Raw genomic sequence first — 23052 nt, 5'->3', positions numbered from 1 at the left:
TTTAAAGGCTATTTTAAACACAAATAAAATCATTATCATTACGCTATTATGGCTAGAATAAAAGATAATAACCAAGTAAAAAGGTTTGATAAAATTTCCATCGGATTAGCTTCTCCAGAAGCAATTTTGGCAGAGTCAAGAGGTGAGGTTTTAAAGCCGGAAACAATAAATTATAGAACGCACAAACCAGAACGTGACGGATTGTTCTGTGAGCGTATTTTTGGACCTGTAAAGGATTATGAATGTGCATGTGGAAAGTATAAAAGAATCCGTTACCGCGGAATCGTTTGTGACCGTTGTGGTGTAGAGGTTACCGAGAAAAAGGTTCGTCGAGACAGAGTAGGTCATATTAACCTAGTGGTACCTGTAGCTCACATTTGGTATTTTCGTTCTTTACCGAATAAAATTGGATACCTGCTTGGGCTTCCTTCCAAGAAATTGGATATGATCATTTACTATGAGAGATATGTAGTGATTCAACCTGGTATAGCAAAAGGTCCTGAAGGTGAGGAAATTCAAAAAATGGATTTCTTGACGGAAGAAGAGTATTTGAACATTTTGGAATCGATTCCTCAGGAGAATCAGTATTTAGAGGATTCCGACCCAAATAAGTTCATCGCTAAAATGGGTGCAGAGTGCTTGATCGACCTTCTCGGAAGAATTAACTTAAAAGAACTTTCTTTTGAATTAAGGCACAAGGCAAATACAGAAACTTCTAAACAAAGAAAAACAGAGGCCTTAAAAAGACTTCAGGTGGTAGAAGCTTTAAGAGAGTCTCAGGATAACCGTGAAAATCTTCCTGAATGGATGATTATGAAGGTGATTCCAGTGATTCCGACTGAATTACGTCCATTGGTTCCTTTGGATGGTGGTCGTTTCGCTACTTCGGATTTGAACGACTTATACCGTAGGGTAATCATACGAAATAACCGTCTTAAACGATTAGTCGAGATTAAGGCACCTGAAGTAATTCTTAGAAATGAGAAACGTATGCTTCAGGAAGCGGTTGATTCCCTTTTCGATAATACGAGAAAGGCATCCGCAGTAAAAACGGAGTCGAACAGACCTTTAAAATCCCTTTCGGATTCCTTGAAAGGAAAACAAGGACGTTTCCGTCAGAATTTACTAGGTAAACGTGTCGATTATTCTGCGCGTTCGGTTATTGTCGTTGGACCTGAAATGAAATTGTTCGAATGTGGTTTGCCAAAAGACATGGCGGCTGAATTGTACAAACCTTTTGTAATTAGAAAACTAATTGAAAGAGGTATTGTAAAAACTGTGAAGTCCGCTAAAAAAATAATAGACAAGAAGGAACCCGTTGTTTGGGACATTCTTGAAAATGTACTAAAAGGACATCCAGTTTTACTTAACCGTGCTCCAACTTTGCACCGTTTGGGTATTCAGGCTTTCCAGCCAAAATTAATCGAGGGTAAGGCGATTCGTTTGCATCCTTTGGTATGTACTGCCTTTAACGCGGATTTCGATGGTGATCAAATGGCCGTTCATTTACCATTGGGACCTGAAGCAATTTTGGAAGCTCAATTATTGATGTTGGCTTCACATAATATCTTAAACCCCGCTAACGGTTCACCAATAACTGTACCTTCTCAGGATATGGTCTTGGGTCTGTATTATATGACCAAGGAAAGAAAGTCAACCCCTGAAGTTCCTATTAAGGGTGAAGGCTTGACATTTTACTCTGCAGAAGAGGTGGAAATAGCTTTCAATGAAGGTAAAGTAAATCTTAATGCCGGTATAAAGGTAAGAGCAAAAGATTTTAATGAAGAAGGAGAACTTGTATATCAAATAATACCAACTACCGTGGGTAGGGTATTATTCAATATGGAAGTGCCGGAAGCTGCTGGTTACATCAACAAAGTGTTAAACAAGAAATCCTTGAGGGATATTATTGGTGACATTTTAGCCGTGACGGACGTGCCAACAACTGCTGACTTTTTAGATGAAATAAAAACTATGGGGTACGACTTCGCCTTTAAAGGTGGATTATCCTTTAGTCTTGGTGATATTATTATTCCTAAGGAGAAGCATGAAATGATAGCCGATGCCAATGGTCAAGTAGATGGTATTATGGCCAATTATAATATGGGTCTTATTACGAATAACGAGCGTTATAATCAGGTAATCGATGTTTGGACTTCTACCAACGCAATGTTGACAGAATTGGCGATGAAGCGTATTAGGGAAGACCAACAAGGATTTAACTCGGTTTATATGATGCTTGACTCCGGTGCAAGGGGTTCAAAGGAACAGATTCGCCAGTTGACAGGTATGCGTGGATTAATGGCCAAGCCTAAGAAATCTACTGCTGGTGGTGGTGAAATTATTGAAAACCCTATCCTTTCTAACTTTAAGGAAGGTTTATCGATTCTTGAATACTTTATTTCAACACACGGAGCACGTAAGGGTCTAGCGGATACTGCCTTGAAAACGGCGGATGCGGGTTACTTAACACGTCGTTTGGTTGATGTTTCACAAGATGTTATTATCAATATAGAGGATTGTGAGACTTTAAGAGGTGTTGAAGTTCAGGCCCTGAAGAAAAACGAGGAAATTGTAGAGACATTAGGAGAGAGAATTTTAGGGCGAGTTTCCTTACATGATGTTTATGATCCAATAACCGAAGAGTTATTGTTGACCGCAGATCAGGAAATAATGGAGTCTGATGTCAAAAAAGTAGAAGCATCCGCAATCGAAACAATAGAAGTTCGTTCTGCGTTGACCTGTGAAGCTCAAAAGGGTATTTGTGCTAAATGTTACGGTAGAAACTTATCTACCAATAAAATGGTACAGAGAGGGGAAGCCGTTGGTGTTGTAGCTGCACAATCTATTGGGGAACCTGGTACGCAGTTGACACTTCGTACATTCCACGTGGGTGGTATTGCGGGTAACATTTCAGAGGATAACAAGCTGGAAGCTAAGTTCGCCGGTGTTGCTGAAATCGAAGATTTGAGAACTGTAAAAGGTGAAAATTCTGAAGGTAAAGCGGTTGAAATCGTTATCTCAAGAACATCTGAAATTAAAGTTGTAGATTCTAAAACAGGAATTACTTTAAGTACCAATAATATTCCTTACGGTTCTCAATTGTTTATTGAAAACGGAGCCAAAGTTAAAAAAGGAGATTTGATTTGTTCTTGGGATCCTTATAACGGAGTTATCGTTTCAGAATTTCCAGGCAAGATTGCTTACGAAAATATTGAGCAGGGTGTTACCTATCAAGTTGAAATAGACGAACAAACTGGATTCCAGGAAAAGGTTATTTCTGAATCTAGAAATAAAAAGTTAATTCCAACATTACTTATTCAAGACAGTAAAGGAGAAACTTTACGATCCTATAATTTACCAGTAGGTTCTCACATCATGGTGGATGACGGTGATAAGATTAAGGAAGGAAAGATTTTGGTTAAAATACCGCGTAAGTCTGCCAAAGCAGGTGATATTACAGGGGGTCTTCCAAGAGTTACCGAATTATTCGAAGCTCGAAATCCTTCTAATCCAGCTGTTGTTTCTGAGATTGATGGCGTTGTATCCTTTGGTAAGATCAAGAGAGGTAATCGTGAGATTATCATTGAGTCTAAACTTGGGGAGATAAAGAAATACTTAGTAAAACTTTCTAATCAAATTCTGGTACAGGAGAACGATTACGTGAGAGCGGGTATGCCACTTTCCGATGGTTCGATTACACCAGAAGACATTCTAGCAATTAAAGGCCCATCTGCCGTTCAACAATACCTGGTAAACGAAGTACAGGAAGTATATCGTTTACAGGGTGTTAAGATTAACGATAAGCATTTTGAAGTAGTCGTAAGGCAAATGATGCGTAAAGTAAGAATTGTTGATCCAGGCGATACCATATTCCTTGAAAACCAATTAATCCATAAAGATGATTTCATCGTTGAAAACGATGAGATATTTGGTAAGAAAGTCGTGATGGAAGCTGGTGACTCTGAAAACCTTAAAGCAGGACAAATTGTAAGTGTTCGAGAACTTCGCGATGAGAATTCTGTATTGAAGCGAAGTGATAAGGCATTGGTAGAGGCTAGAGATGCAATTGCTGCGACAGCTACTCCAATCTTACAAGGTATTACAAGAGCATCTTTACAGACGAAATCGTTTATTTCTGCGGCTTCCTTCCAGGAAACTACCAAAGTATTGAACGAGGCTGCTGTTAGTGGAAAAGTAGATACTTTAGAAGGACTTAAAGAAAATGTTATTGTAGGACACAAAATACCGGCAGGTACCGGTATGAGGGACTACGAGAATATAATAGTCGGTTCTAAGGAGGAATATGATGAAATAATGGCTAGAAAAGAGGCCTTAAGATTCTAATATTAAAAGCCCTCACGAAAATGGGGGCTTTTTTATGCTTAAATATTTATACTCAAATGAGCGATAATAAAAAACAGAATCAGAAACAGATTAATATCGAACTGGATGAGAAGACGGCTGAAGGAACGTATTCAAATTTGGCAATAATAAATCATTCCGTTTCAGAATTTGTAGTTGACTTTATAAGCATGATGCCCGGAGCACCGAAGGCAAAGGTAAAAAGTAGAATTGTTTTAACACCTCAACATGCCAAGAAGTTCTTAAAGGCGCTAAATGATAACGTTCAGCGTTTTGAAAAGGCCCACGGCCCCATTAAGGATTACGAACAACCCTCTATTCCTTTAAATTTTGGACCGACAGGAGAAGCATAAAAAAAGGCCCACTTTAAAGTGGGCCTTTTTTTAATCAAATTCTGAGGTATAATAAAGTTTGACTTTTGGATACTTTTGTTGAGTCATTTGTAAGGAGAACTGAGAGTCGGCCAAAAATACTAATTGGCCTCTTTTATCTTTAGCAAGAAACTTCTGTTTAACTCGAATAAACTCTTTGTACTCCTCACTTTTTATGTTTTCCATTCCCACCCAACAGGCTTTATAAACCGGAAAATTCTCATAACTACATTTTGCTCCGTATTCATGTTCCAACCTATACTGTATAACTTCAAACTGAAGGGCTCCAACAGTACCAATAACTTTTCGACCATTCATTTCTAGTGTAAATAGCTGGGCGACCCCTTCATCCATTAATTGATCTATACCCTTATATAGCTGTTTGGACTTCATGGGATCGGCATTGTTGATATACCTAAAATGCTCGGGCGAAAAACTAGGAATACCCTTGTAGTGAAGAATTTCACCTTCCGTTAAGGTATCGCCTATTTTAAAATTTCCAGTATCGTGAAGACCTACTATATCACCAGGATATGACACATCAACAATTTCTTTTTTCTCGGCAAAAAATGCATTGGGACTGGAAAATTTCAATTTTTTATCTAACCTAACATGGAGATATGGCTTATTACGTTCAAATGTACCCGAAACTACTTTTATGAAGGCTAAGCGGTCTCTATGTTTCGGATCCATATTGGCATGGATTTTAAATACAAATCCGGTTAAGTTTTTTTCATCTGCCTTTACTAATCTTTCTTCGGACATTTTGGCTTTTGGGGAAGGGGCAATCTCGATGAAACAATCTAAAAGTTCCCTTACCCCAAAATTGTTTAGTGCCGATCCGAAAAATACAGGTTGTTGTTCTCCTTTTAGGTAAAGTTCTTTATCAAAATCCGGATAGACTCCCCAAACCAATTCTAAATTCTCCCTGAGATTTTCAGCTGCTTTTGTGCCAATAATTTTCTCTAATTCTGGATTGTCAATATTATCAAAAGCTATGGTCTCCTCAATATTTTTTTTGCTATCTCCACTGAAGAGATTAATGTTTTTCTCATAGATATTATAGATTCCCTTAAAGTCGTAACCCATGCCTATAGGGAAACTAAGAGGCGTGACAGAAAGACCCAATTTTTGCTCGAGCTCGTCCAAAAGGTCAAAAGCATCTTGCCCCTCTCTATCCAATTTGTTTATAAAAACAAGCATAGGGATTTTACGCATTCGGCAAACCTCGACTAATTTTACCGTTTGTTCCTCAACACCTTTGGCTACATCGATGACAACAATTACACTATCCACTGCAGTTAGGGTTCTAAAGGTATCCTCTGCGAAGTCTTTATGCCCAGGGGTGTCCAGAATATTTATTTTCTTGTCCCTGTAAATAAAAGCCAAGACGGAAGTAGCAACGGAAATTCCACGTTGCCTTTCAATTTCCATAAAATCACTGGTGGCGCTTTTTTTAATCTTATTGTTCTTAACAGCACCTGCTTCCTGAATGGCTCCACCAAAAAGAAGAAGTTTTTCGGTTAATGTGGTCTTACCGGCATCTGGGTGAGAAATAATCCCAAAAGTTCTTCTTCTTTCTATTTCTTTTTTAAAACTCATAGAGTCAAATTTTCGGCAAAAATAAGCTAAATTCAGAGTTGAGGTTCATTAGATGCTATGATTTTCATTTCGTAATTTTCATTTCATTAACTTATAAGGGTTGGAAAAATGTTTTTGATTATAAGTTAAATGAACCGTAATGTTCACATTTCATGGAGATTTATCAACAAGTTATCCGAATTGCACTTTACCTGAAAAATTATGGACTATCTTGCAAATCATTTTCAAGTAGTCCCAATCCTTACTTAGAGAAAAACCCAAAGTTTACTATTTCTATGGTGATATTTTAAATAAACAATATCGCATATGAAAGGAAAATTACTTTCTACAACCAATGTTTTAAAGAGATTTGGTAGTTTGATATTATTTCTATGCCTACTGTTCTCAAATGAGCATTTTGCCATTAGCCATGATGGTACAACAGGGACGAAATTTCTGAATAAGAATTTTAATATAGTCGGACCAAGCCTTTTTACCAATAATAATTTTTTAGATACTGATGGTGATGGAATTTCCAATATGGATGACAAGGATGATGACGCAGATGGAATCTTGGACAGTGTCGAGGACAGTAACCAAGATGGTGATAGTGACCCATCAACCCATCCAACAGACACTGACGGAGATGGCATTCCCAATTATCTTGACATTGACTCTGATAACGATGGTTTGTTAGACAATCTTGAGGCTCAATTAATTAGTGAATATATAGCACCTGAGGATCATGATGGAAATCATAACGGTTTGGATGATGCCTATGAACCTAATTGCGGTTGTGAGGGAATTACCCCGATTGATTCAGATGAAGATGGTATACCAGATTATTTAGATATCGATTCGGACAATGATGGTATCTTGGATAATGTTGAGGCACAATCAACGAGTGGCTTCCAAGAGCCTTGTGGTATGGATGTTGATGGAAATGGTTTAGACGACCATTATGAAAACAGTCCTGGTTCTGCAGAAGGATTGATTCCATTGGATACAGATGAAGATGGAAAACCGGATTTTAGGGATTTAGATTCAGACAATGATGGTGTCTTGGATAATGTTGAGGCTCAATCTACGGATGGCTTCCAAGAACCCTGTGGAATGGATGTCGATGGAAATGGTTTAGACGATCATTATGAAAATACTCCCGGATCAGGTGAAGGAATTACTCCAATTAATTCAGATACTGACGAATTACCTAATTTTAGGGACATCGACAGTGACGATGATGGTATTCCCGATAATGTAGAGGCACAGACCACATCGGGTTATGTCGCACCCAACGAGGATGATGCAGCCACTTACGCCAGTAACGATGGGGTGAACAGTGCCTATCCTGATGGACTTACTCCAGTGAACACGGACGGTACGGATGAGGTGGACAATCTCGACGATGATAGCGACAACGATTTTGTACCCGACAATAACGAGGGCAACGATTTCAATTTTGATGGTATCCCCGATCAGGCCTATACGGGAACCGATACGGACGGCGATGGGCTTGACGACGGATATGAAGGAAGCGATGTGGACGACGGTTTCGACGTAAACGACGAGATAGACGACCCGGCCAACGACCTTCCAGATACGGATGGTACCGAGGACGTAAACTATCGTGATCTGGACGATGACGGAGATGGGATTGATACACCGGATGAGGATGCGGACGGTGACGGCGACCCAACCAATGACGATACGGACGGTGACGGTACTCCAGACTTCCTTGATCCGGAATTACCTCCGCCACCACCTCCGGGACCAGACACGGATGGTGACGGAGTTCCCGACAGTGTGGATTTGGACGATGACAACGATGGTATCTTGGATACGGTCGAAGACCCCAATATCGATGGTGATAACGACCCGTTGACGGACCCAATCGATACCGACGGTGACGGATATCCGAACCATTTGGACATCGACAGTGACGATGACGGCATTCCGGACAATGTAGAGGCACAGAGCACATCGGGTTATGTCGCCCCTAACGTGGATGATGCAGCCACTTACGCCAGTAACGATGGGGTGAACAGTGCCTATCCCGATGGACTTACCCCCGTAAATACAGATGGCACCGACGAGGTGGATTATCTGGACGATGATAGCGACAACGATTCGGTACCCGATAATAACGAGGGCAACGATTTCAATTTTGATGGTATCCCCGATCAGGCCTATACGGGAACCGATACGGACGGCGATGGGCTTGACGACGGATATGAAGGAAGCGATGTCGATGACGGTTTCGATGTTAACGACGAGATAGACGACCCGGCCAACGACCTTCCAGATACGGATGGTACGGAGGACGTAAACTATCGCGATCTGGACGATGACGGTGACGGCATCGATACACCGGACGAGGATGCGGACGGTGACGGTGACCCAACCAACGACGATACAGACGGTGACGGCACCCCAGATTATCTTGACCCTATTAATGATATTCTGGATACCATGGACGATGAGGTTTCTACTCCCGAGGATTCGGAATTGGAAATCGATGTTTTGGCCAACGATACGGGCATTCCTAGCGATGGTACGTTAACCACGACGGACCCATCCAACGGTACTATTGAAATAAACGACAATGGAACACCGGACGATATCAGCGATGATACCGTTACCTACACTCCGAACGATGGATTCAACGGAACGGACAGCTTTGAGTACACCGTTTGCGATGCGGAAGGGAACTGTGATACGGCTACAGTAACCATAACGGTGGGAACACCACCAGTTCTGGATGCCATGGACGATGAGGTTTCTACTCCCGAGGATTCGGAATTGGAAATCGATGTTTTGGCCAACGATACGGGCATTCCTAGCGATGGTACGTTAACCACGACGGACCCATCCAACGGTACTATTGAAATAAACGACAATGGAACACCGGACGATATCAGCGATGATACCGTTACCTACACTCCGAACGATGGATTCAACGGAACGGACAGCTTTGAGTATACCGTATGCGATGCGGAAGGGAACTGTGATACGGCGACCGTAACTGTAATTGTTGAAGAATCTATTTCCCAAAAAATTGAAGTAAATCAGTTACTTACTCCTAATGCCGACGGTAAAAATGATTTTCTATTCATTAGAGGTACCGAAAACATTAGACAAAGCACATTAAGAATTTTTAATAGATGGGGTGTTGCCGTATATGAAGGAGAAAACTACAACAACCAAAATAATGTTTTCGATGGTCGTTCTAGAGGTCGTTCTACCTTGAGCGTTGAAGATTATTTACCTTCTGGAGTTTACTTTTATATATTTGATTATACTACTTTGGACGGAGAGAATATTGTGGATAGTGAGTATATTTACATCAGCAGATAACAGCATAACTATATGAATATCAGATATCGCGTACTAATATTTTTAGCCATTACTTTTGTTTCATTTGGTGTGTCCTATGCCCAGCAGGATGCTCAGTATACGCAGTATATGTACAATACAATGAGTGTAAATCCTGCCTATGCAGGTTCAAGGGGGCAATTGAGTGCAGCAGGTTTGTATAGGTCTCAATGGGTTGGTTTGGAAGGTGCTCCAAGTACATTTACCTTAAATCTTCACTCCCCTATACGCAATAGTAAGTTGGGATATGGTATTTCCATTGTAAATGATGAGATAGGTAATGGTACGGTACAAGAAACCTATTTGGATGCTGTTCTCTCCTATACAATTGATGTTTCCCGAGAAGGTAAATTGTCCTTTGGACTAAAGGCAGGTGGTAACATACTGAATCTGGATTTCAACAAATTGCGAAATTTTGATGCCGAACCGGTAAGTACCGACAATATAGAAAATAGATTTTCACCGAACTTCGGATTGGGGATGTACTACCATTCGAATAATTTTTATGCTGGCTTATCTGCTCCAAACTTATTTCAGACGGAACATTTTGATAATTCACAGACAGATGCCAATTCGATTCAGTTTTTGTCTAAAGAAAGAATAAACTTTTATTTCATTACCGGTTATGTTTTTGATTTAAATGGAAACTTAAAATTTAAACCTGCTCTTTTGACTAAGGTTGTGGGAGGTGCACCTTTGCAGTTGGATGTATCAGCAAATTTTATGTTCAATGAAAAATTTACCTTTGGCGCAGCATATCGCTGGGACGCCGCTTTAAGTGGTATGGTTGGGTTTCAAATTTCGGAGCAGTTCATGTTAGGTCTTGCCTATGATAGAGAGACTACTGCACTGGGAGGAACACAATTCAATGACGGTTCTTTCGAGGTATTTTTAAGGTTTGAGCTGGTTAAATCTTTTCAACGTTTAGTATCACCCCGATTCTTTTAAAACATGTACATGGCTTTAAAAAAATATTTTCTACTTGTTTTACTAACCTTAATTTTTGGTTCGGTAGTTACTTTTGCCCAAGAAAGACTTTTAAACAAGGGTAATGAGAAGTACGAGGAATACTCTTTTAGTCCTGCTATAGATATTTATAAAAAGGTATTGGACAAGGGTTTTGTTTCTGCAGATCTTTTAAGAAAATTGGGTAACTCCTATTATTACAATTCAGAGTATAAAGAGGCAGGTGAAACTTTTGGCAGATTGGTAAAAGAATTTCAATCGGAGGTTACGGCAGAGGATTATTTTAAATATGCCCAAACCTTAAAATCGTTGGCCGAATATGAACGTGCAAACGAGATAATGTTCAAGTTTTCTGAGATTACATCCAATGATGTCAGGGCAAAACAGTTTAAGAGTGCATCAGATTACATAGCGGATATTAAAAAGAATTCTGGAAGATACCAATTGAAACCCTTCGAATATAATTCACCGTATTCGGATTTTGCTCCCTCCTTTTACAAAGAAGGCCTAATTTTTTCATCAGACCGGGATACGGGTAACTTCGCAAGATATCGCCACACATGGAATGCCAAGGATTTTTTGGATTTGTATAAGGTGAATGCGGATAGTACTTCCAAGAATAAGGTTTTAAAATTGGATGAATATGTAAACACCCGTTTGCATGAATCAACTTCAATTACCACCAAAGATGGCGAGACGATGTATTTCACAAGAAATAATCTCGTAGCAGGAAAATATAAAAAGGACGATAAAGGAATTATTCGCCTTAAAATATTTAGGGCAACTATGATGGATGATGGTTTATGGGGAGAAGTAGAAGAACTTCCCTTTAACAGTGATTCATATTCCGTGGCGCACCCAGCATTAAGCCCCGACGAAAAAACCCTGTATTTTGCATCGGATATGCCGGGAACTTTAGGGGCATCTGATATTTTCATGGTAGAAATAAATAAGGACCGTACATTCGGTACACCAGTAAATTTGGGTTCTAATATCAATACAGAGGCCAGGGAAACTTTTCCTTTTGTGACCGAAGAGGCAATATTGTACTTTTCTTCAGATGGGCATCCAGGTCTGGGTGGTCTAGATGTGTTTGCTACCAAAATTAAGCGAAAGGACTTCAACGGTAATATAATGAATGTTGGTGAACCTGTGAATAGTGTAAAGGATGACTTTACATTCATTTTTAAGGAGGAAACCAGAAAGGGATATATGGCCTCCAATCGAGAGGAAGGAATGGGCTATGATGATATTTATGCTTTCATAGAAAAGGAACCTTTGGTTTTTGATTGTATCCAACAGGTTACTGGAACGGTCCGCGACAAAATTTCAAATCAGGTTTTGGTAGGGGCCACGGTTAAGGTGCTCAATGAAGAAAATGAAGAAATTTTATCAACCATAACCGATTCTGAAGGGACATACAGTTTGGTTCTCGATTGCAACCAAGGTAATTTTGTAAGGGCCCTAATGGAGGGCTATACGCCACACGAGGAGTATATTGGTGTATCTGATGGCAAGCCAAAAATCATAGATTTTTATCTAGAAAGGGACAGGATAACTGCCGGTTATGGGGACGATTTAGCTAAACTATTACAGTTGAGTACTATCTATTTCGATTTTGATAAATACAATATTAGAAAAGATTCTGAAGTCGAGATCGAAAAAGTCATCGCCGCCATGGAAAAATATCCGAGCTTAAGATTAAAGGTCAACTCTCATACGGACAGTAGGGGACCGGCAGCGTATAATCTTTGGCTCTCGAAAAAAAGGGCAGAGTCTACCGTTAATTATATGATAAATAAAGGTATTTCTTCGGATAGATTGGCCAGTGAAGGTTATGGTGAATCCAGATTATTGAACGAATGCGAGGATGGAGTTTCATGTTCTTCGGTAAAACACGAATTGAACAGACGTTCGGAATTCATTATTCTGGAATAGTAGCATTTAAGGATAATTGCAATTCTTTATAGATTTTAAGATAATTCAAAAGCTTTCTTTTTCTTGTTTCACAATACTTTTAGGCCTATTGGCAACAATAATTGTGAACTTCCTAGTTCTATCCATAATATTGTCAAGTACTTTTTAGCATTTGGCGGAAATGAAAGTCTTTAAAATATTTCTTTTTTTATTTTTTTATGTAGGTATAGTATCTGCACAGCAGGTCTATATGGATGCTTTCTCCAATAATGCCTACAATAATAATGACGGGAACACCAATTTTTCCAATAATTGGGCAGAGTCTGATGCTAATGGAGGTGGTGCAACTGGAGGTAATATTTTTGTAAACTCTGGAACGCTTACTTTTGATGGACTGAATTCTTCCGACTATATCCTTAGAAATTTAGATTTAAGCGGTGTTACGAAAGACGTTGAATTGTCTTTTGATTATGATGCCACTGGTAGGGGTAATGAACGGCTGAGGGTGTATTTATATAATTCTGCCAGTGGAAACTGGCAAAATATTACCACATTACAGGTTTCTACTACGGGTACAGTAACATATACCCTTAGTTCTAATCAAAAATCCAATTCATCTGGTATTGCTTTTCAAAGCAGTTCTGGAGGATGGTCGTCGGGTGAATCCGTTTCAATTAACAATGTTACCTTTAGAATTGAAGATCAACCTCCTGTTGTTACTGCAACGGGAAATCAGAATTATTGTCCGGGCGATTCAACTCCGGTAGTTGAAACAATAAGTATAACAGATCCTGATGATGTCAATATTCAGGAAGTTTCAATACAAGTTTCCAATGGTTATATAAATGGAGAGGATTTATTGACTTTAATGGGAACACATCCAAATATTACTGCTAATTGGATTGCAGCTGAGGGGCGTCTAGTACTCTCCGGACCGGCAATCTCAAACGAATTTGAAGCTGCTGTAGCAGCAGTTGAATTTTCTAGTAGTTCCGCTACACCATCAGGTTCTAGGGATTTTTCAATTATAGTAGGTGATGCTTATTTCCTCCCAGATAGTGGTCATTACTATCAATTTTTTTCCGATTTGGGTATAACCTGGACCAGTGCTAGGGATAAAGCCGCTCTATCCACATATTACGGACTGCAGGGATATTTAGCAACTTTAACTTCTTTGGAAGAATCAAATTTTGCAGGATCACAAATATCCGGTGCGGGTTGGATTGGTGGTAGTGATGCAGCTGTTGAGGGAGAATGGAGATGGGTTACCGGACCAGAATCAGGTACCGTTTTTTGGAATGGGCTTGCAAATGGTTCAACTCCTAATTATGCTTTCTGGAATACCGGTGAGCCTAATCAATCAGGGAATGAGGATTATGCCCATATTACGGAAAACGGAACGGGTGTAGATGGCTCATGGAACGACCTAAGTAATACTGGAGCGAATTCTGGTGCTTATCAACCCAAAGGTTATGTTGTTGAATATGGAGGTATGCCAGGTGATCCAGTAATCGATGTATCTGCCAGTACCACAATTACTACTGTTACAGCTCCAATAATAACTTCACAACCAACTGATCAAATAGTAATTGAAGGGAACAACGCGGTATTTTCGGTTGCTGCTACGGGAGGAACACTTTCGTATCAATGGCAAGTAAGTACGGATGATGGAGGGAGTTACAATGATATTATCGGAGCGACAAATTCTACGGTAACTATTAATAACGTTAGTTTTTCTGATGAAGGAAACCGTTATCGTGTTTTGGTTACTGAGAGTGGTTCCAGTTGTGCTGAGGTTATATCCGATTTTGGTTTACTCACGGTTATAAATGATTCGGACGGCGATGGTTATGCTGATTCTGTGGATTTGGATGATGATAACGATGGTATTCTAGATAGTGTAGAGAATCCGGAGTGTTCAATTTCAGGTTCTTTATACTATGAGTTTTACGATTTGACCCCGTCGGGAAATACAGTCGACAATATTCCGGTTACCGGAGCACTTTCTACGGGTTACGTGTCCGATTTTGATGTGGCAGCATTGCAAAATAACGTTGATCCTGGTGATACGGATTCATTTTCCATTAGATATAAGGGCCAAATAGAAATAGTAACGGCAGGGAATTACACGTTTTTTACGAGTTCGGACGATGGGTCCAAATTATTTATCAATGGTACCGAGGTTGTAGACAACGATGGTAATCATGGTGTTGTAGAGGCATCAAGCAGTCCAATTAGTCTTACTACCGGGGTGCACGACATAGAGGTGGCTTATTATGAGAATGGGGGAGGCCAGTCATTACAGGTATCCTATCAGGGTCCAAGCATAGCCAAACAACAGATTCCTTTTTCAATTTTGTCAACAAATTCCATCTCAAATTTGGTTTATAATGGTGATTTTTCATCTTTTTATTATGATGGTTGGACACGTACAGGTAACCAATGGCAAGAACCTACAAACGACCGGGCAGTTTTTGAGGATTATACCGCGGCATCCAGTACATTTTCCCAAAACTTGACTACGGAAATTGGTAAGTCTTACAATGTAATCTTTGATTTAGGAGTGAATACAGGATTTGCCAATGGCTCGAATTTTCGGGTTTTGGCTGCTGGCAACCAAATATTTTCAGATTCATCTACCAATATTGAAGTATCCAACGGCGGGAGTAATGTATTGGTAGAAAGAACTTTAAGTTTTACCGCAACCACTACAACTACAACACTTCTGTTTGAAGGTTCATCTTCTTTTGGTTCGCATCATGAGATATACATTGATAATATTGCTGTAACGGAACAATGTACTGCGGTGAATAATGATATTGATAATGACGGTATTGTGAATTCCTTGGATTTGGATAGTGACGGAGATGGTTGTCCCGATGCAGATGAAGCCTACGGGTTATCTGGAACCGATTCGGACGGAAATGGTATGTATGGGTCAGGCAGTCCAGCGGTTGATGCAAATGGGCTGGTTATAGCTGCAAGTTACGCCCAACCTGTAGATGGAAACAATAATGGAACTTTTGATTTTATGGAGGCCACGTCCGTGGCTGTAATAACCTCTAATCCGTCTAATTCAACAGTTTGCCCAAGTTGCACGGCTAGTTTTACGGTATCGGCTAACAATGTTGATACGTATCAATGGCAATTTTTTAATGGTTCTATTTGGGTAGAGTTGAACGATACAGGCATCTATAGTGGTTCGCAAACAGATACCTTACTGATTACAGATCCTAGTCCCAGTGATAATGGTAATCAATACAGAGTGGTTGTTTCCCATACGGCCAATGTTTGCTCTGAAGAAACTTCTACTGCAGGCACATTGATTATTCAGGTAACCACGGTAATAACAAATCGTAGGATTACCCATAGGGTTTCAAAGTCAAATTAAACACAATTTTAAATCTACAATAGGTAAAGTTTTAATGATAAATTAAACTGAAGCCTTACCTGCCATCGTTTAATTATTATAGAATTTAAACTTTCCGATTGGAGCCCAGAATCATCGTCATATTAGGCGCTCCTCGATAAAAGGCAATCAGGAAATCATCACTTTTCATAATACCTAAACCTCACTTTTAAGGACGTATACTGTACAAAATACTATATACACAACATTTATTTTAAGGAGCTCAACTTATAATCAATCTTTGTTAGATAGGATAAGACTGGATTTTATAAAGTGGAACCCAAATTATCAAAAGACCAAATGATCAGCTGAATTAGGAGCTAATGAACCTTATGAAATTTCTGAAAATGGGATTGAAATTAAAAAGTATGAAAAATCAAACTATTACAACTAAAAGTAGTGCTTTTAAAATAGTGTTGTCATTGGCATGTCTGCTATTGACAAGTATTGCATTTGCTCAAACAACGGTAACCTTGGAAGATCAGTGTAACTGTGAAGTTTTACAGGGTACTGTTGTTTCCGCACCTGGTAGTATTGCCCCATCAGGAGCAGATTTAGGGGATTTATATGTAAACACAACAACAGGAACCATTTTCTTTTGGGATGGAGATTCTTGGGAATTAACATCTACATCTGATAGTAATACCACCAATACAAGTTTAACCGAAGACGGCACGAACCTTATCCTTACTGACAGTGATGGTGCCACGGTAACCATTCCATTGGCTGACATCAATTCGGGAGTAAATACCGACGACCAGGCCTTGAGTTTGAGCGGCAACACTTTGACCCTTGAGGACGGCGGCACGGTCGATCTTTCCGGATACCTTGACAACACGGACGACCAACAGATTACGGACTTTAGCCTGACGGGCAACACGTTGACGCTGACCCTTGAGGACGGTGGCACACAGACCGTTGACCTTTCCGGATATATAAGTACGGACGACCAAACGGCCGCGGAGGTAACCTATGATAACACAACAAGTGGACTTACCGCAACAGAAGTTCAATCAGCCTTGGACGAAGTAGCGGCAGGTAGCACCGACGACCAGGCCTTGAGCTTGAGCGGGAACACTTTGACCCTTGAGGACGGCGGCACGGTCGACCTTTCCGGATACCTTGACAATACGGACGACCAGAACTTGACCCTGACCGGCAATACCCTGGAAATCGAGGACGGCAATACGGTCGACCTGTCCGGGTATCTTGACAACACGGACGACCAAACGGCCACTGAGGTGAACATCACCGATGCAGCCGGCAACTTTACGGCCACGGAGGTAGAGGGGGCCTTGGCGGAACTTGCAGTCGGGAGTACGGACGACCAGGCCTTGAGTCTGAGCGGCAACACGCTTACCCTTGAGGACGGCGGCACGGTCGATCTTTCCGGATACCTTGACAACACGGACGACCAACAGATTACGGACTTTAGCCTGACGGGCAACACATTGACGCTGACCCTTGAGGACGGCGGTACCCAAACTGTCGACCTGAGCGGTTACGTGAGTACGGACGACCAGAACTTAACCGGAGCGACACTTGATGGTAGCAATCAGTTACAGATAGATATAGAAGGAGGCAGCTCCGCTACCGTAGATCTTTCCAGTTTAGTTGGAACGGACGACCAAATAGCAAACGAAGTAAATATAACCGATGCGGGTGGCAACTTTACGGCCACGGAGGTAGAGGGGGCCTTGGCAGAACTTGCCGCAGGAAGTACGGACGACCAGGATATCAGCACCAATGGAACGGCCGGTAACATCAGCATAGAGGACGGCAGCACAATCACTTTGAACGTGGACGATGCTGACAGTAGCGTAACGAACGAGGTGAACACGGCCTTTGCGGTAAACGGGACGAACCTTGAGATCACGGACAGCAACAGTACGTTGCAGGTACCCTTGGCGGACATCAACGCGGGAGTAAACACTGATGACCAGATAATTTCTACCAATGGTAATGCGGGAAATATTCAAATTGAGAATGGCAATACTTTGAACTTAAATGTAAACGACGCCGACAGTGACCCGAACAACGAGAACCAGACGGTAAGCGCCGGAACGGGCATAAGCGTAAACCAAGTAGGACAGGACTTTGCGGTTACCAATACGGCCCCTGACCAAACGGTTAGCATATCGGATGGCGGGAACGGTAACGTGACCGTTGGCGGGACCTATCCCAACTTTACGATAGATGTACCCGATGCCACGGTTGACACTGACGACCAGATATTGCAGAACTTCCAAGTGAATGGAGCAAACCTGGATATAAGCATACAGGATGGAAATACGGTAAGTGTTCCTTTGGCGGACATCAACGCTGGAGTTGACACCGATGACCAGGACATCAGTACCAACGGAACGGCAGGGAACATAAGCATAGACGATGGCAGTACGATCACTTTGAACGTGGATGATGCGGACAGCAGCGTAACGAACGAGGTGAACACGGCCTTTGCGGTGAACGGGACGAACCTTGAGATCACGGACAGCAATAGTACGTTGCAGGTACCTTTGGCGGACATCAACGCTGGGGTTGACACCGATGACCAGACCTTGAGTCTTTCAGGTACGGATTTGACCATTTCCGATGGGAACACTATCGACATCGGTTCAATCGACACGGATACCGACGACCAGACCTTGAGCTTGACAGGGAACACCTTGGCGATAGCCGATGGTAATTCGGTCGACTTGAGTGCCTATGTAGACACGGACGACCAGGATATCAGTACCAACGGAACTGCGGGGAACATCAGCATAGAGGACGGCAGTACGATCACTCTGAACGTGGACGATGCGGACAGCAGCGTAACAAACGAGGTGAACACGGCCTTCGCGGTGAACGGGACGAACCTTGAAATCACGGACAGCAACAGTACGTTGCAGGTGCCCTTGGCGGACATCAACGCTGGGGTTGACACCGATGACCAGGACATCAGCACCAACGGAACTGCGGGTAATATCAGCATAGACGACGGCAGTACGATCACGTTGAACGTGGACGATGCGGACAGCAGCGTAACGAACGAGGTGAACACAGCCTTTGCGGTGAACGGGACGAACCTTGAGATCACGGACAGCAACAGTACGTTGCAGGTACCCTTGGCGGACATCAACGCGGGAGTAAACACTGATGACCAGATAATTTCTACCAATGGTAATGCGGGAAATATTCAAATTGAGAATGGCAATACTTTGAACTTAAATGTAAACGACGCCGACAGTGACCCGAACAACGAGAACCAGACGGTAAGCGCCGGAACGGGCATAAGCGTAAACCAAGTAGGACAGGACTTTGCGGTTACCAATACGGCCCCTGACCAAACGGTTAGCATATCGGATGGCGGGAACGGTAACGTGACCGTTGGCGGGACCTATCCCAATTTTACGATAGATGTGCCCGATGCCACGGTTGACACGGACGACCAGAATATCAGCACCAACGGAACTGCGGGTAATATCAGCATAGACGACGGCAGTACGATCACGTTGAACGTGGACGATGCGGACAGTGATTCCAATAATGAAATTCAGGATTTGAGCCTATCTACCAATACCTTGAGCTTAAGTGGGGATGCAACAACAGTAGATTTAAGTGGTTATTTGGATAATACGGATGAGCAAACTGCCTCACAAGTAGATTCTGACTCTCCTATAGATGTAAACGGCGATGGTAGTACAGAGGCAACAGTAGAAGATGTTATTCAGGCAATTGCTCCAATAACCTCCAAGGCGGCTAGAATTTTCTATCCACCATCAATTGCAGTTGACGCTTCAACAACAGGTATAAAAAATATCGATTTATATCAGGAATATTTAGACCAATTTGGTACTCCTACAGTAGGAAGTGTAGGAGCTCCTGCTGCGGTACCTACCTATGGTAGAACAGAGTTATATTACTATGTAACCTATGCCGACCCTACAGTTTTTGAAACGGATTCAGGTGATCCAAATTTCATGACTATAGACGCCAATGGTAATCTGACTATTGAGGTTGAGAATATACCCACGGATTACAATACATTGATTAATGTCGTTTTTGTTGTAAAGTAATTTAATAAAGACCCAAATCGGTTTGAAAAAAATTAATCTAAATAAATCTGTATTCCTTAGCATTGCCTTTATAATGCTTGGAATGCTGGTATCTAATGCTCAGTTTTTGTTACAGGCACCAAATTCCAGTGATGAGAACAACTATCGTTGGTATGAGGCTTCGGATACCAATACCGTATTGGGAACCGATTTTTTCTATGAAGTTACTACTCCTGGTATTTATTTTGCTACCTATGATGGAACGCTTTGTGGGTCAAATGCAACAGGGTATTTTATTGTAACGGATTGTAGAAATCCAGATAACCAAGTTACGCTGGATATTACAAATAATATTACAAGTGGTGCTACTGTAAGTTGGAACCCTACCGTAAGTGGTGATCAGACCAGACCAACAGTTACGGCTACAGAATCCGTAATAAAATATACGGCCACAGTAACCAAGGCGGGTAATGATTTTGCGCTGCCAAATTTCACGGTCGTTTGCTTAACCCAAGCCGCAACGCTTGTAGATGATTTAGTATCCTTGGATGAGGATACATCCATAGTCGTAGATATTTATGCTAATGATACGGATTTACCTAATTCGGGTACCTTAACATCTACCATGCCTACCAATGGTACGGTTTCCATCGACGACAATGGTACACCAAACAATCCCTTGGATGATGTATTGACCTATACACCCAATCCTGATTATAACGGTTCGGATAGTTTTGATTATTCAGTTTGTAACAGTTTAGGAGATTGTAGCACAGCAACAGTTACAGTAGAAGTGTTGCCAATTTTAGATACAAATGACGACGTTGTAGCCATTAATGAAAATCAAATCATAACTATTGACAATTGGCATTTAAACGATAATGATCTTCCTGTTGTTGGTACGTTTAGTATAACCCAACCAATAAATGGCTCGGCGATTGTAGATGATAACGGAACTCCAAATAATCCAACGGACGATGTCCCTACTTATTTTCCAAATAGCGGATATATAGGCAACGATTCTTTTGAATATACTGTTTGTGATGGAATAGGGAATTGCAGCAAATCATTGGTGAGTATAATTATAAGTCCTGCCGGTGCAGATTTAGATAGCGACGATGATGGTATCGTGGATAGTTTTGAGGATTTAAATTTAGATGCAGATAATAATCCAGCAACTAACCCTACAGATTCAGATGGTGATGGCTTCCCAGATTATTTAGACATAGATAGCGATAACGATGGTATTCCTGATAATGTTGAAGCACAAACTACAGCTAATTATATTCGACCTAGTGGTGTGGATGCAAACGGAAATGGCATTGATGATGCCTATGAGGATAATGGAAATATCGGACTATTCCCAATAGATACGGATGGTGATAGCCTACCCGATTATTTAGACGAGGATAGTGATAATGATAATGTACCGGATAACATTGAGGCCCATGATCATGACCATGATGGTGTTGCAGATGTATCTTTTATAGGATCTGATAAGGACGACGACGGTCTAGATGATGGCTATGAAGGTGCAATAGCTGTGGACGTTGATGTGAACGATGAGATGGATAGTCCCTATGATGTATTACCAAATACAGATAGTGACGGCGAGTCCGATTACCGGGACACTGATGATGATGATGATGGTATTGAAACCATTGATGAGGACCTGGATATGGACGGTGATTATGCCAATGACGATTCGGATAATGATGGTATTCCTAACTATTTGGATTCAGATTTAGGAGAAACTGCCGAACAAATAGAAGTGTTTAATGTAATAACACCAAATGGTGACGGTGTTCACGATATACTAAGAATTGATGGTTTGGAAAATTATCCGAACAATACAATTAGAATCTATAACAGATGGGGAGTATCCGTATTTACAACAAGAGCTTATGATACAGAAGGTAACTTTTTTGATGGTACCTCACAAGGGAGGGTTACTGTGGATCAAAATAATAAATTACCTGTAGGAACATACTTCTATATTTTGGATTATGAGGAGCCCACTGGTGAAATGAAACAACTTTCAGGTTATATATATATAAATAGATAAAAGGATGTTAGCAAACAGAGTATTTAAACAAAAGGACTATTCTCCTTTAAAAGGGTTGCTTTTCCTTTTCATGATATGCGTGGGCACCTCACTTTTTGCACAGCAGGACGCTCAATATACCCAATATATGTATAATACGGTAAGTGTAAATCCGGGTTACGCAGGTTCTCGAGGACATGTTAGTATTGCGGCATTGCACCGGTCTCAATGGTTGGGTCTGGAAGGTGCTCCGACTACCCAGACCTTCAATATTCATTCGCCTATAGGATATAGGGGAGTTGGTATGGGACTTTCAATTGTCAATGATAAAATTGGACCAACTTCCGAAACAAATTTTGATATTGATTTTTCCTATACGGTTTGGACTTCTACCGAAGGAAGATTGAGTTTCGGTTTAAAGGCTAGTGCTAATTTATTGGATGTTCGTTTTTCTGAATTAAATCAATATACAACGGACCAAACCTTGCAACAGGATATAGATAACAGATTCTCCCCAAATATAGGTGCAGGAGTCTATTATCATACTAACAACTATTATGCTGGGCTTTCCGTTCCTAGGATATTGGAAACTTCGCATTTTCAAGAGTCATCTTTATCTACGGCCAAAGAACAAATGAACTTTTATTTTATAACTGGATATGTTTGGGATTTGAATCCCCTATTAAAATTTAAACCAACATTGCTCACCAAAGTAGTGCGGGGAGCACCGCTGCAAGTAGACCTATCTGCCAACTTCATGTTCAGTGAAAAATTCATAATTGGTGGGGCTTACAGATGGGATGCCGCTTTTAGTGGCATGGTAGGATTTAATATCAATAGTAATTTCTTGATAGGTCTCGCCTATGATCGTGAGACTACTGAATTAGGAAGTGCTGCATTTAATGACGGTTCTTTTGAAGTAATACTTAGATACGATTTCATATCTACAAAGAACAATCTAAAATCGCCTAGATTCTTTTAAAGGTTTAC

Annotated in this window: 10 protein-coding genes; 9 read left to right on the top strand and 1 reads right to left on the bottom strand. The window is 41.0% G+C overall.

The annotated features are described in order from the left end of the window. Positions 1 to 48 precede the first annotated feature (48 nt). Both rpoC and PP182_RS15405 read left to right on the top strand, forming a co-directional pair. Entirely contained in the window at positions 49 to 4347 is a 4299-nt protein-coding gene (gene rpoC, locus PP182_RS15410; RefSeq protein WP_272652162.1) for a DNA-directed RNA polymerase subunit beta', read from the top strand. Positions 4348 to 4403: 56 nt separating this feature from the next. Further along, positions 4404 to 4718, top strand: a complete 315-nt coding sequence (locus PP182_RS15405; RefSeq protein ID WP_272652161.1) for a DUF3467 domain-containing protein — start codon at positions 4404 to 4406, stop codon at positions 4716 to 4718. A gap of 30 nt (positions 4719 to 4748) precedes the next feature. On the opposite strand, the gene PP182_RS15400 is transcribed toward PP182_RS15405, so the two are convergent. After that, entirely contained in the window at positions 4749 to 6338 is a 1590-nt protein-coding gene (locus PP182_RS15400; RefSeq protein WP_272652160.1) for a peptide chain release factor 3, read from the bottom strand. 306 nt (positions 6339 to 6644) lie between these two features. On the opposite strand from PP182_RS15400, the gene PP182_RS15395 reads away from it, so the two are divergent. The 7 genes from PP182_RS15395 (at position 6645) to PP182_RS15365 (ending at position 23044) form a co-directional block, all read left to right on the top strand. Continuing rightward, entirely contained in the window at positions 6645 to 9671 is a 3027-nt protein-coding gene (locus tag PP182_RS15395; RefSeq protein ID WP_272652159.1) for an Ig-like domain-containing protein, read from the top strand. Positions 9672 to 9683: 12 nt separating this feature from the next. Next, on the top strand, positions 9684 to 10637 hold the full coding sequence (locus PP182_RS15390; protein ID WP_272652158.1) for a PorP/SprF family type IX secretion system membrane protein: 954 nt from the start codon (positions 9684 to 9686) through the stop codon (positions 10635 to 10637). A gap of 9 nt (positions 10638 to 10646) precedes the next feature. Beyond that, entirely contained in the window at positions 10647 to 12593 is a 1947-nt protein-coding gene (locus tag PP182_RS15385) for an OmpA family protein (RefSeq protein WP_272652157.1), read from the top strand. Between the two features lie 160 nt (positions 12594 to 12753). Further along, the gene (locus PP182_RS15380; RefSeq protein ID WP_272652156.1) at positions 12754 to 15963 is read left to right on the top strand and encodes a PA14 domain-containing protein; all 3210 of its coding nucleotides are present in this window, start codon (positions 12754 to 12756) and stop codon (positions 15961 to 15963) included. A 386-nt stretch (positions 15964 to 16349) separates the two neighbouring features. Beyond that, the gene (locus PP182_RS15375; RefSeq protein ID WP_272652155.1) at positions 16350 to 20039 is read left to right on the top strand and encodes a beta strand repeat-containing protein; all 3690 of its coding nucleotides are present in this window, start codon (positions 16350 to 16352) and stop codon (positions 20037 to 20039) included. A gap of 73 nt (positions 20040 to 20112) precedes the next feature. After that, a complete protein-coding gene (locus tag PP182_RS15370) occupies positions 20113 to 22083 on the top strand; it encodes a gliding motility-associated C-terminal domain-containing protein (RefSeq protein WP_272652323.1) in 1971 nt (656 codons plus the stop codon). A 4-nt stretch (positions 22084 to 22087) separates the two neighbouring features. Continuing rightward, positions 22088 to 23044, top strand: a complete 957-nt coding sequence (locus PP182_RS15365; protein WP_272652154.1) for a PorP/SprF family type IX secretion system membrane protein — start codon at positions 22088 to 22090, stop codon at positions 23042 to 23044. The last annotated feature ends 8 nt before the right edge of the window (positions 23045 to 23052 follow it).

This window comes from Maribacter sp. PR1, from assembly GCF_028464145.1.
Taxonomy (GTDB): domain Bacteria; phylum Bacteroidota; class Bacteroidia; order Flavobacteriales; family Flavobacteriaceae; genus Maribacter.
This window is presented reverse-complemented; position numbering and strand designations above follow the sequence as displayed.